Here is a 12,287-nt window from a genome sequence, read left to right as displayed (position 1 = left end):
TAGAAGATTGCTTCTTTAATGATTTTTGTTTTTAAATTTCATGTAATCAATGGATTATATGTTTTTTAAGACAAAACATCAGGAGAGTCAATCTTTTTTTTGTTGTTATTCCATAATAAGTTTTTTGAGGTTTATGGTATCTTAGGAAAGCTTTAAAGTTGACTAAATCGGTATACCAAAACAACTAACTTTTTAATTCTTAAAACCTTTTAATCATGAAATCTCTTAAAACACTAGTATTAACAATTCTTACAGTATTTAGTTTTATCATTATTCAAGCTCAGGTAAAAATAGGCCAGGGAGTAACCTCTCCAGATGACTGGGTAGATTATAATACAACAGGTATTTATGTGGATATTAATACCTCGGCTTGTGGCTTTAATACTACTCCTCATTATCTGGTAACCTTAGAATCCACAACTAATAAAGGCTTTCACTGGTATATTTCAGGTACTCCGTCTTTATATAATGTTACGCCTACAGGATTTAGAGTATATCTAAGATGGACAGATGCTCCTTCTGATTTGCCAACGGTAGGATCTTTAAATTTTGCAAATCCATTGAGAGCAAGTACAGCAAAGAATAGAGATTGGGTTATAAGATGGACAGGAATCGAAATGCAGCATTGTGCCCAGACAGTACCGGCAAGTACTGTAAGCCAAATATTTTCTGGACCAAATGGCCCAGAAAGAGATGTGCAAACTCCTAACATCGAAAAGGAACGTTCTATTCAAAACTTAAAGATTTACCCAAACCCAGGTAATGAAGAAATTAAAGTACAGTATTCTGGAAATATTATAAAAAGCGAAATTTATGATCTAAATTCTAGGTTGTTAAGTGTTTCAAATACGAATACCATAAATATTGAAAAATTATCAAAGGGAAATTATATCGTAAAAGTATATGTAGAGGATGATAAAGTGATTACTAAACAGTTTATTAAATAAGAGTATATTATAAAATAATCAAAAACAAAAGCAATATTTTATAAAAGCGACTTGTCTCGACAGGTCGTTTTTATGTTTTATATAATCTATTATGATATTATAATATTTAAAATTTGTGATTTAATATATTGTTTTATTCTTAACGAAAAGTATGAAAATGTGTTAAAATAATGTCTTTTTTGTCGGTAAATACTGAATTTATCAACCGAAAACGTTTTAGTTTTTTAGCAAATTAGGTTATTACTTCCAATAACGATAGATTTGGCTCGATGACAAAAAAAGTTAAAAATATAGCTGTGCTAACTTCTGGGGGAGATGCTCCTGGAATGAATGCTGCCATTCGAGCTGTGGTCCGTGCGTGTAGTTATTATAAAATAAATTGTTTTGGTGTTTATAAAGGATATGAAGGCCTGATACATAATGAGATTGAAGAGCTAAATGCACGTTCTGTTCGTAATATTATAAATAAAGGAGGAACCTTTCTTAAATCTGCTAGATCCAAAGATTTTAGAACTGTAGAAGGTAGAAAAAAAGCATATGAAAACCTAATTAAGAATAATGTTGATGCATTAGTTGTAATTGGTGGAGATGGAAGTTTTACAGGCGCGCTAAAATTATCAGAAGAATTTAATTTTCCTGTTGTAGGTATTCCTGGTACTATTGATAATGATATTAATGGTACAGATTATACTATTGGATATGATACTGCATTAAATACAGTGGTTGAAGCAATCGATAAGATTAGAGATACTGCAAGTTCGCATAACCGATTATTTCTTATTGAGGTTATGGGTCGTGATGCAGGAGATATTGCACTTAATGCAGGTATTGGAGCAGGAGCAGAGGAGATATTAATCCCAGAGGAGGATATGGGTGTAGAACGACTTTTGGATTCTCTTAGAAAAAGTAAGAAAACAGGAAAAACGTCAAGTATAATTGTCGTTGCAGAAGGAGATAAATCAGGAAAAAATATTTTTGAACTTGGAGAGTATGTTGAAGAAAACCTTGATGATTACGAAGTACGAGTATCGGTACTAGGGCATATACAAAGAGGCGGACCACCAAGTTGTTATGACAGAGTGCTGGCAAGTAAATTAGGAGTAGGCGCTGTAGAAGCACTTTTAGAAGGAAAGAGTGAAGTAATGATTGGTATTGTTCATAAGGTGGTTACTATTGTGCCTCTTAAGACAGCATTAGACAAAAGATTACATAAGCATGACGGATTAATAAAAGTCGCAGATATCACCTCGGTGTAAAGTTTATATTATAACCACATTTTATTTAAATCAAAAACAACTAAAATTTTAGATATGAGTACGTTAAAAATTGGAATTAACGGTTTCGGAAGAATTGGAAGAATTGCATTTAGAATTGCTTCTAAACGTGATAATGTAGAGATTGTAGCAATCAATGATCTATTAAATGTAGAACATTTAGCTTATTTATTAGAATATGATTCCGTACATGGAAGATTTGACGGTACAATAGAAGTTGCAAATGGAAACCTTGTAGTAAATGGAAAAGAAATCCGTGTGACTGCAGAGCGTAACCCAGAAGAGTTAAAATGGGATGCTGCTGGAGTGGATGTTGTAATGGATTGTACAGGGATTTTCACAACTTTAGATAAAGCTAATGCTCACTTAGTAGCAGGAGCAAAAAAGGTGGTAATCTCAGCTCCGTCTGCAGATGCTCCTATGTTTGTAATGGGGGTTAACCATACTCAGGCAAAAGCAACAGATACTATTGTTTCTAATGCTTCTTGTACAACAAATTGTTTAGCTCCACTAGCTAAAGTGATTGATGATAATTTTGGAATTGAAGAAGGATTAATGACCACTGTTCATGCAGCTACTGCAACACAAGCTGTTGTGGATGCTCCATCTAAAAAAGATTTTAGAGGAGGTCGTTCTGCATTGAATAATATCATACCATCATCAACAGGAGCAGCAAAGGCTGTAGGTAAGGTAATCCCTGAACTAAATGGGAAACTTACAGGTATGGCATTTAGAGTCCCAACGGCAGATGTTTCAGTAGTAGATCTTACGGTAAGAACTAAAAAATCAGTATCTTATGATGACGTAAAAGCTGTGCTTAAAAATGCTTCTGAAAATGAACTTAAAGGAGTTTTAGCATATACTGATGAAGATGTAGTATCCCAGGATTTTGTTGGAGAAGCACATACATCTACTTTTGATGCAGGAGCTAGTATTGCATTAAACGATAATTTCTTTAAACTAGTTTCTTGGTATGATAATGAATATGGGTATTCCTCTAAGTTAGTTGATTTATCAGAGTACGTAGGTAACCTATAAGAAGACTATATAATTTTGGCCCCGAGGCTTTTTTCGGGGCTTTTTTCCCTTTTGTAAACAACAAATAAATTTTCAAATGATTTTATTAGCTGACGGTGGTTCTACTAAATGCGATTGGATTCTTCTAGATAACTCTGGAGAAATCGTTTTTAAAACCCGAACAGAGGGGTTAAATCCTGCTGTATTTGGAAAATCTTTACTAGAAGAAAGAATAAGAGCCAACGAAGAACTTTCTTCTTATAGAGAAAAAATAGATATCGTCAAGTTTTATGGAGCAGGGTGTGGTACACCAAAACCGGCTGCAATGCTAAAGAAAATTTTTGAAGATTATTTCGAAAATGCAGAGGTTGATGTACAAGAGGATATGGTAGCTGCAGTTTATGCTGCTACAACAGAACCTGGTATTGTTTGTATTTTGGGTACAGGATCTAATAGTTGCTACTATGATGGTGATGATATTCATATGACTGTGGATTCTTTAGGGTATATTCTTATGGATGAAGCAAGTGGTAATTATTTTGGGAAACGTTTAATACGTGATTACTATTACAAAAGAATGCCTCCTGAAGTAGCATCAGAATTTGAAAAACGTTTTGACCTTTCTTCAGATACGATCAAAGAAAATTTGTACAAAAAAGATAATCCAAATACGTATTTAGCTTCTTTTGCTGAATTTATCTTTACCAGCGAACGTAATGGGTATTTTTATAAAATTGTAACTGAAGGTATCCAGGAGTTTGTAGAGAATAGAGTATTGTGTTTTTCTGAAGCGCAAAATGTACCTATTCATTTTATTGGCTCAATAGCACATTTTAGTGAGGATATTATTAGAGCTGCAGTATGGCCATATAACCTTACTGTTGGAAATATAGTGAGAAGACCTATAGATGGCATTATTGATTATTACCGTAATGAAATTATAAAAGGTAAGAAAGATAAAGTGTAAAGAAATCTTATCGCTAAATAGAGTAATTTAAAGTAATTCGACTTCCCTCACCTGGGATAGAGTTAATAAATATTCTGCCATCAATATAATTCATACGTTCTTTCATAAAGAATAAACCCATGCCACCTTCGGCGTTGTTTTTAGGTTTAGAAGGAATACTATCAATGTCAAATCCATCACCATTATCATCAATAATGATGCTAAGTATCGAATTAGAATGATTTACTGAAATCATAACATAATCAGAATTAGCATATTTAATAGCATTGTTAACGGCTTCCTGAGTGACCCTATACAAGTTGGTTTCGACTAAAGTGTCAAACCTTTGTTCAAAATTTGATTTGTTTTCAAAAATGATGTTCTTTCCTGTCAATTTAGAAAGCTCCCTAGCCATTTTCTGCAGAGCGATAGGTATTCCGTAGTCTTTTAATTCTGGCGGAGTAAGATTAAAAGTTGCCATTCTAATTCCTTGAATTAAATCTTTAGAAACTTTCTTTAAACCTTCAATTTTTTGCCCTGCCTTTTCAATATTCTTTAGATTTATAGATTCTATATTAAATTTAAGAGCGGTTAGCATTTGACCAATACTGTCATGAATCTCTTTTGCGATGCGTTTTCGTTCTTCTTCTTGGGCTTCTACTATTTGACTGGCGTTAGATTTTTGTAATTCTTCTTTTTCTTTGTATTGTTTAGCATTTAGTCGTTCTACTTCATTTTGAGCTTCTTTTCGCTTAGAAATATCAGAACATAATACAAGTCGTTCAGATTTTCCTGATTCTTTAAATACAGTGTATATAGATACGTCCAACCAGATTTTTTGGTTAGCAACGATTTGTAGCTCAAATTCTTCGTTAAAAACACCTCCTTTATTTTGTGAAATAAGCTCAAGTAATCTACTTTTTTGAACTTCATTAAGTCTCATAAGGTCAGCAAGGCTTTTTTGCTTGTTATCTTGGTCAACTTGAAGGAGTTTTCCAAAGCGCTCACCTAAATCGATAACTAAGCCTGCTTTATCCACTCTGGCATACAAAAGAGTTTGATTGATTGCTTTAGTAAGTGTAAGTAATTCCTGTACGTTTTCTTCTTGTATTTTTCTCAATACTTCTGTTCTCGAAGCCATGCTTTCAGCTTTTTCCTGAGAAATTAATAGGTTTGAAATTGTCTTTTTAATGCGTATTGCCGCTGGTCTAAATAATAAAAAGAACTCAGAAACCAGAATTAAAATTATAATACAAAAAAGTAAATATTCAATTCTTTTTAAGCTTGAGACTTTTTGTTTTGCATCTTTATCATATTGAAAAACAACTGCATTCATTTGTTCTAAAAACAAAGGTTCATTGAGAAGTACAGTATCAAGATTTGTTTTTAAAGCTATAGCATCAATAGAATCGTTTTTCGCAAGATTAAGGACTTCGGTGCTACTTTGTAGAATGTTTTGAAAATAGGGTTCTAGAACAGAAAACATTTTTCTTATTTCACTACTATCACGATTTTTTTTCTGTACAGATTCGTTATATTGAAGAAGTACTTCATGAGATTCTTTCCAGAGATCAAGGGTAGATTCTAAATCACTAGCGTATTGTATTTTTGATTCTTCATCTTCTAGATGGCACAGCACAAGAATATCCTTTGATATTTTTTGACTTAGCATTCTTTGTCTACCTGATATATTAATGATTCGTGAATCATCAATCTGAGAATTTAAGTATTTCTGTATAAAAAATTGACTTCCAATAGAAAATAGCGCTATAGCACCTAATGCAATACTATATATTTTGCTTAGGCGTCCAAAAGTTTGATGATCTAATGATTCTTGTTTGTTCAATTATAATTATGCTAATGCCTTTTTAACCAAATCTAATGCTTTTTCTGAATATGACAGTTGTAATGCTGCTTTATGACCTTTTCCAGACATTTTACGCCATGTTTTTTGTAAAATATCAATCACTTTCTCAGGAGTATGTTTGTTTAAGAAGTCTTCATAGTAGAAATTTAGAAAAACAAGACAAATTACATCTTCTAATGTTTGTGTATCCTCATCTTTTTTTAGTTTCTTTTTTTGCAGTAAAAAAGATACTCTGTCAATAATTTCTGAGTCATATCCAACCTTTTCTAATATCTCAGAAGCTTTTGTGGCATGAAATTTTTTTAAGTCTTCTCTCCATTTTAGGTATCCAATACGATCCATAGGATAGTCTTTACGAGGAATTTCCCACCTACAGATGTGTTGAGATCTTGCAGCTAATTTTAGTGCCTCAGAAGCATTGGGTTCGAATTTTTCAATAGTTTGAGACATTCTTTGGCCATAAATTAATTCTTTAGGAACAAGTTTTCCATTTATAGTATGCTGATTTGGATCTTTTGCGTTTGCCTGATCAAATAAAGCATAAGCCTCAACTAATAAATTGCTTGACATAAAAAGTATTGTATTGATATACCTACAAAGTTAGTGCTTTTTAAACCAGAATTCAAATGAGATTCTTACTTTGAATTCCCATTATATATAGCTCAACCCATAACTTTTCTATAGGATATGTAAGGTGTATTATCTCAATTATTACTAAGACTTATGCTGCTAATAATCAGATTTTTAAGATGTGCTTAATTATTAATTAGGAAGAGAAGGAATGTCTTTGTTGTAAAGATAGGTTTTTAAGAATAGAATACTCTTCCTCTTTGTAAAAAATCAAGAACTTTCTGAAAAGTAATTTTCTTATCATTGTTTTTATTTCATTGTTTAATGTATTTTCTTCTTTTAAGTCATTAATATCAAACACTTTTTTAAATTCATTAATTACTTCTAATAATACTACTGGGGTTTCAGAAAGTTGAAGAAAATAGTACTCTAGTTTGTGAAGTGGAAATTCTAAAATTGATGTCTGTGTTTCCCTGTCAAACATTCCTGTTAACTGAAAAACAAAATAATAATCTCCTTTCATTTCTATTGTAGAGAACTTTTTTTCAGTGGCATTATTTATAAACTCCCATGAAGATTCATAAGTATTTACAAAAGGGTTTTGTACGATTTTCTTATTACACAATTCATCATAAGAGATTGATAAAATTTCTTCTCTTTGTATATTTAGTTTTACATCATTTTCTTTAATCTTATCTAAATTAGAAGGTGTATAAAGTTGTGCTTTTTCGAATTCGATAGAAAGAAGTTCTTTTAGCATATTGTGTTTGGGATCATTTTTCTTTAGAGAAGTAATCTTGCTTTTGTAATACCCTTTTATGGGATTATTTTCATCTTTGATTTCACCGTCATGAAAATCTAATAAATCAGGAATGAATATTCCTAATGTTTTTGATAAAGCAATACTTCTGGAGTAATATATTTTTAATTTACCTATTAAATCTTGTGACATATTCTTTCTATTTTATCCATATACTCTGGAAACTCTAATTCTAGTTGGTTTTGTAATTCATAACACGAATCCATATATCGTTTTTTGGTTGATAATAGATGAACATATTTTAACGAGGATTCGTATTTGTTACTAAAGTTGGATATGTCTTTTACATAATTGGTGTGAGTAGGAGTATCTGAAACTAGATATTCAATCTTGATCCCTTTTTTGTGTGCCATACAACTAAATAAATATTGCTCATAAATTAATGCATAAGATGTGCCATTTAAATCAGAATTTTTAATTTTCTGATTAGCCTCTATAAGCTTAAAAGCATGTTCACAATATTCGTCAAAAAAGTCTAAGTCATTTCCTCCAAAAATACCAGCATTAGCTGCAACTATTTTACTTTCTGATGATAATCTATTGGTAATTAATTTTGGTAAAATATAATTGTTTTTGTGAATTTCTTTAATAGCATATTCATAGTGCCCTTCATCAATATCTTTACTTTGAGCAATTAATGTTGCGTTCTCGATTCTTGAGCCAAAACGATCCCATATATAGACATCACCATCAACATGAATAAAAGCATCTCTTTGTAAAGAATAAGCCGCAATCTTTCCTAAAGCCCAAAGATTAGCAGGATATTTATTTAAATTGTCTAGCTCAATAGTAATATTCGAATATGGTAAGTCTAAATTCTTAATTAATATGTCATAGCCTTGTCGATCTGTTACTAAAGAGATATTACCGTAGATTTTATTTAGAGTTAAACAACTTAATGCCCAACTCATATAGAAAAAACGATTTTGTCGCCAGCCTCCAATATTTTTGTAGTTCTTATTAAAAAAATAGGGTTTTGACCAAAAACTGTGGAGTATTTTCATTGTATTTTTTAGGTTTCAGTCATTAAATTTAAGGAACTATTTATGATATTCTTCCAGTGTTTAACGTAATGTTAATGAGGGTAATAAACTTTTGTTAATTGAAAAGATATGTTAGATTTTTTAAATAAATTTAAGATAACTTTTAAAACTAAATTACATGAAAAAAAAGAAAAATTTAAAACTGTCTTTAGGTAAGCAAAAAATTAGTAGTCTTAGTAACTCTAACCAAAGAAAAATAGTAGGAGGTGGAAATTATCCTACAAGAGGTAAAGATTGCGGAGGTGGCGGTCATTGGACTACTTGCACAGCATCTTATTCATGCGGTTAAGGATTTTTTGGCTTAAGTGCACTAGAAAAGGAATTATTTATAATCTAAATAATACTTATGAATTATTAGATTAATTTTTTAATAAAGGTAGTAACCTTAGGTTGCTACCTTTTTCTATGAAATTACAATTTTAAACAAAAGAATTATAAATACTACTTTTTCTCACTCCGAAAAACCAATATAAACTTTGTTATCTTCTATTTTTACAGGGTAAGTAGCTATAGGAGCAAGATCACCATTTAAATTCTCTCCGTTTTCCAGAGAGAATGTTTTTTTATGCATTGGACACGCAACTTTTGGTATTCCATTCTGATCACCAATCATACCACGGCTTAGTACCATTTCCATTTTATGCGGACAAACATTTTGACAAGCGTACCAGGTATTTTTTCTTTCAAAGTTAAAAACTGCAATTTGCTTTTCTTTGTATTTGATACAGGCTCCTCCATTTTTTGGGAAATCACTTACTTTGGCTGCTTCGAACCATATGGTTACATTTTCTAATGAAGTAGATTTATATATTTCTAAAATTTCTTCCATAATAAGGTTTTGTTTAAGTTATTTCCGTAAAAACGGAAACCCCATTCTATTTTTTTATTTCCAGTGTTGTGGCATTTTTTGTTCACGTAACGGAACAAATACCAAATTATCATCGTCATCATCACTATTTACAAAGTGACTAAAGCGTTTCATCATTTCTGGATCTTCAATAGCTTGTTTCCACTCGCATTCAAATTTATTTACCAGTGTTTTCATTTCTCGGTCTAGATCTTCAGCAATACCTAATTTGTCGTTGATCACTACTTCTTTTAAATGTTCAATACCACCTTCTAATCTATCCAGCCAGGCAGCTGTTCGTTGTAAAGGTTTTGCAGTTCGCATATAAAACATTAAGAAGCGATCTATGTATTTAATTACAGTTTCATTGTCAATTTGTTCTGCAAGTAATTCTGCATGTCTAGGGGTTGCTCCTCCATTTCCACCAACATATAAATTCCAACCACCTTCTACAGCAATGACCCCAAAATCTTTTCCACGTGCCTCTGCACATTCACGAATACAACCCGAAACTCCACCTTTAATTTTGTGCGGTGAGCGCATTCCGCGATAACGGTTTTCTAATTCGATTGCAAAACTTACACTTTCATCCATTCCATAACGACACCATGTAGAACCTACACAACTTTTTACAGTACGTAATGATTTCCCGTAAGCATGCCCACTTTCAAAACCTTTATCGATTAAATCTTTCCATATTTTTGGTAATTGATTTAGCGTTGCGCCAAAAAAGTCAATACGTTGTCCTCCAGTAATTTTGGTATATAGATCATAGCGCTTTCCTATTTCGCCTAAATCAATTAATTGTTGTGCGGTTAGTTCACCTCCTGCTATACGTGGCACTACAGAATAGGTTCCGTTACGTTGGATATTCGCTAAAAAACGATCATTAGAATCCTGAATAGTATATTCTTTATTGGCAGTATCTGCATGAATAGTAGCCATTAATGAGGCGATAAGAGGTTTGCACAGCTCACAACCATGCCCTCCGTTTCCGATGTGATCTAAAACTTCGTCAAAGGTTGTGTATCCTTTTATTTGAATAATATCGTATAATTCTTGCCTGTTGTAATCAAAATGCTCACAAATATGATCTTTTACTTCAATCCCTAAGGATTTTAGCGTGGCATCGGTTAGATCTTTTACCATAGGTTTGCATCCACCACAACCTGTTCCGGCTTTAGTACAACTAACAACATCAGCTAAGTCTTTAGCTTCTCCATTTTGTATAGCACCGCATATTTGACCTTTAGTAACACTTTCACAAGAACAAATTTGTGCATCATCAGGTAAATCCATAACATCCCCTAATAAAGAACCACCATCTCCGCCACGACTTCCTAAAATTAGATCCTCTGGCTCTTCAGGAAGCTTCATCGCCGTATTATAAATCTGAAATAAGGCGTTATAATCTGAAGAATCACCTACAAGAATACCACCTAATAATTTTTTTCCATCTTTAGTAACATTTATTTTTTTATAAACTCCGTTACGTTTATTTACATACGTAATTTCATCAATCTCTTCTTTAGCATCATTTAATGCATCACCAAAGCTAGCTACTTCTGTACCAATAAGTTTTAATTGCGTAGACATATCGATATATGAAGGCATTTCTTTTTCTCCGCCTGTGATTTGATCTACAACAACTTCTGCCATATCATAACCAGGAGCTACCAAGCCATAAATCATATTGTTGAGTAAGGCACATTCTCCTATTGCGTAGATGTTTGGATCCGTAGTTTGCATTTGATTGTTTACCAGAATACCACCACGAGTACCTACCTCTAAACCACACTCACGAGCAACTTCATCACGAGGACGAATACCAGCAGAAACTACAAGCATATCTACTTTTAATTCTGTATCATCTACATATTGTAAACCTTCAATTGTTTTATCCCCTTGAATATACTGTGTTTGTTTTGATAAGTGTACTTTTAAGCCTAGGCTCTCAATTTTTGATTGAAGCATATCACTTGCTCCTTTATCTAACTGTCTGGGCATTAAACGTGGGGCAAATTCTACCACATGAGCATTTAACCCTAAATTTTTGACTGCATTTGCAGCTTCTAAACCTAAAAGCCCTCCACCAAGTACCGCAGCTTCTGTTTTGCCAGCAGCTTTTATTTTTTTTGCAAAAGCTTCTGTTGCTTCTAAATCCTCAATAGTACGATATACAAAAACTCCTTCTTTTTCGACACCTGGGATAGGAGGTACAAATGCCGAAGATCCCGTTGCAAGGATTAAATAATCATATGAATATTTGATTCCTCTATGATTTGCAATTGTTTTTTCTTCTCTATTGATTTCTGTAATCATTTCTGAGATATGAAGATCGATGTTGTTCTCTTCATACCAGCCTGGCGAAGACATACTTAAATCTTCTGCTGTCTTTCCTGAATAATATTCGCTTAAATGGACTCTATCATATGCTCTTCTTGGCTCTTCTCCAAAAACAGTAAGTTTATATTCGCTAAATTTTTCTGAGGCTACAAACTTTTCACAGAACTTATAACCTACCATTCCATTACCGATCACTACTACATTTTTCATAAATTACGTATTTATAAGTCAAAATTAAGTATTAATACTTATTAATGTAATAAGAATTACGTAATTATGAATATGGTAAATTATGAATCTCTAAAAAATATAGACAAAAACCTGCAAAATCAATTTTGCAGGTTTTTGTCTATATTATAGTGTTTTATAGCTAACTTATTGTGAACTAATATTTTTTATTCTGAGGGAACCTCAGGTTTTGGACTCCATTTTAAGAAGTTAGGTTTTACGACTAGCATAGCCCATCCCCAAAATTGATTATCCGCAGGTTCAGGTACTCCTTTAAGTATTTCCATAGAATCAGAGGCAAACATATGAGAGTATCCTATTTTAAGTGTTGCAAAAGCTAATAGTTTTTGTGTAAATACAATATCTATTTCAGTTCCCAGGT

11 protein-coding genes and 1 pseudogene are annotated in these 12,287 nt (G+C 32.4%); 5 read left to right on the top strand and 7 right to left on the bottom strand.

All coding sequences use genetic code 11. From position 1 onward, the window contains the following. Positions 1-215: 215 nt before the first annotated feature. From DK442_RS27290 to DK442_RS27275, 4 genes are all read left to right on the top strand, one after another. Positions 216-947 carry a T9SS type A sorting domain-containing protein gene (locus DK442_RS27290; RefSeq protein WP_109439095.1) on the top strand — a complete coding sequence of 244 codons (732 nt, stop codon included), beginning with the start codon at positions 216-218 and terminating at the stop codon, positions 945-947. Between the two features lie 269 nt (positions 948-1,216). Continuing rightward, positions 1,217-2,203: a 6-phosphofructokinase gene (pfkA, locus tag DK442_RS27285; protein ID WP_109439094.1), complete on the top strand. Its 987-nt coding sequence runs from the start codon at positions 1,217-1,219 to the stop codon at positions 2,201-2,203. A 54-nt stretch (positions 2,204-2,257) separates the two neighbouring features. Next, positions 2,258-3,259 (top strand): type I glyceraldehyde-3-phosphate dehydrogenase, encoded by a 1,002-nt coding sequence (gene gap / locus DK442_RS27280; RefSeq protein WP_109439093.1) that lies wholly within the window; start codon positions 2,258-2,260, stop codon positions 3,257-3,259. 76 nt (positions 3,260-3,335) lie between these two features. Then, positions 3,336-4,205 (top strand): BadF/BadG/BcrA/BcrD ATPase family protein, encoded by an 870-nt coding sequence (locus DK442_RS27275; RefSeq protein WP_109439092.1) that lies wholly within the window; start codon positions 3,336-3,338, stop codon positions 4,203-4,205. A gap of 13 nt (positions 4,206-4,218) precedes the next feature. Here the strand turns inward: DK442_RS27275 and DK442_RS27270 are convergent, their stop codons facing one another. The 4 genes from DK442_RS27270 to DK442_RS27255 form a co-directional block, all read right to left on the bottom strand. Beyond that, positions 4,219-6,030, bottom strand: a complete 1,812-nt coding sequence (locus DK442_RS27270) for a type IV pili methyl-accepting chemotaxis transducer N-terminal domain-containing protein (RefSeq protein WP_109439091.1) — start codon at positions 6,028-6,030, stop codon at positions 4,219-4,221. 6 nt (positions 6,031-6,036) lie between these two features. Next, the gene (locus DK442_RS27265) at positions 6,037-6,621 is read right to left on the bottom strand and encodes a DUF4202 domain-containing protein (RefSeq protein WP_109439090.1); all 585 of its coding nucleotides are present in this window, start codon (positions 6,619-6,621) and stop codon (positions 6,037-6,039) included. Between the two features lie 196 nt (positions 6,622-6,817). Next, positions 6,818-7,573, bottom strand: coding sequence for a hypothetical protein (locus tag DK442_RS27260; RefSeq protein WP_109439089.1), 756 nt, complete (start codon positions 7,571-7,573; stop codon positions 6,818-6,820). After that, positions 7,558-8,445 (bottom strand): DUF6734 family protein, encoded by an 888-nt coding sequence (locus tag DK442_RS27255; protein WP_160114391.1) that lies wholly within the window; start codon positions 8,443-8,445, stop codon positions 7,558-7,560. The genes DK442_RS27260 and DK442_RS27255 overlap by 16 nt, the downstream gene beginning before the upstream one ends. Before the next feature lie 157 nt (positions 8,446-8,602). Between DK442_RS27255 and DK442_RS28415 the strand changes: the two genes are divergently transcribed. Beyond that, positions 8,603-8,773, top strand: a complete 171-nt coding sequence (locus tag DK442_RS28415; RefSeq protein ID WP_160114390.1) for a class I lanthipeptide — start codon at positions 8,603-8,605, stop codon at positions 8,771-8,773. Positions 8,774-8,935: 162 nt separating this feature from the next. On the opposite strand, the gene nirD is transcribed toward DK442_RS28415, so the two are convergent. From nirD to DK442_RS28565, 3 genes and pseudogenes are all read right to left on the bottom strand, one after another. Next, a complete protein-coding gene (nirD, locus tag DK442_RS27250) occupies positions 8,936-9,313 on the bottom strand; it encodes a nitrite reductase small subunit NirD (protein ID WP_109439087.1) in 378 nt (125 codons plus the stop codon). Between the two features lie 54 nt (positions 9,314-9,367). After that, positions 9,368-11,887, bottom strand: coding sequence for a nitrite reductase large subunit NirB (gene nirB / locus DK442_RS27245; RefSeq protein ID WP_109439086.1), 2,520 nt, complete (start codon positions 11,885-11,887; stop codon positions 9,368-9,370). A gap of 185 nt (positions 11,888-12,072) precedes the next feature. Next, positions 12,073-12,287, bottom strand: a pseudogene (locus DK442_RS28565) (hypothetical protein); the annotation flags it as partial.

Origin of the sequence: Aquimarina sp. AU119 (genome assembly GCF_900312735.1) — a bacterium.
GTDB lineage: Bacteria > Bacteroidota > Bacteroidia > Flavobacteriales > Flavobacteriaceae > Aquimarina > Aquimarina algiphila.
This window is presented reverse-complemented; position numbering and strand designations above follow the sequence as displayed.

Excerpts from the sequence above, each read along its gene's own strand:
- gap (WP_109439093.1), top strand. The coding sequence starts at position 2,258 with ATGAGTACGTTAAAAATTGGAATTAACGGTTTCGGAAGAATTGGAAGA.
- nirD (WP_109439087.1), bottom strand. The coding sequence starts at position 9,313 with ATGGAAGAAATTTTAGAAATATATAAATCTACTTCATTAGAAAATGTA.
- DK442_RS27265 (WP_109439090.1), bottom strand. The coding sequence starts at position 6,621 with ATGTCAAGCAATTTATTAGTTGAGGCTTATGCTTTATTTGATCAGGCA.
- DK442_RS27275 (WP_109439092.1), top strand. The coding sequence starts at position 3,336 with ATGATTTTATTAGCTGACGGTGGTTCTACTAAATGCGATTGGATTCTT.
- DK442_RS27290 (WP_109439095.1), top strand. The coding sequence starts at position 216 with ATGAAATCTCTTAAAACACTAGTATTAACAATTCTTACAGTATTTAGT.
- pfkA (WP_109439094.1), top strand. The coding sequence starts at position 1,217 with ATGACAAAAAAAGTTAAAAATATAGCTGTGCTAACTTCTGGGGGAGAT.
- DK442_RS27255 (WP_160114391.1), bottom strand. The coding sequence starts at position 8,445 with ATGAAAATACTCCACAGTTTTTGGTCAAAACCCTATTTTTTTAATAAG.
- nirB (WP_109439086.1), bottom strand. The coding sequence starts at position 11,887 with ATGAAAAATGTAGTAGTGATCGGTAATGGAATGGTAGGTTATAAGTTC.
- DK442_RS27260 (WP_109439089.1), bottom strand. The coding sequence starts at position 7,573 with ATGTCACAAGATTTAATAGGTAAATTAAAAATATATTACTCCAGAAGT.
- DK442_RS28415 (WP_160114390.1), top strand. The coding sequence starts at position 8,603 with ATGAAAAAAAAGAAAAATTTAAAACTGTCTTTAGGTAAGCAAAAAATT.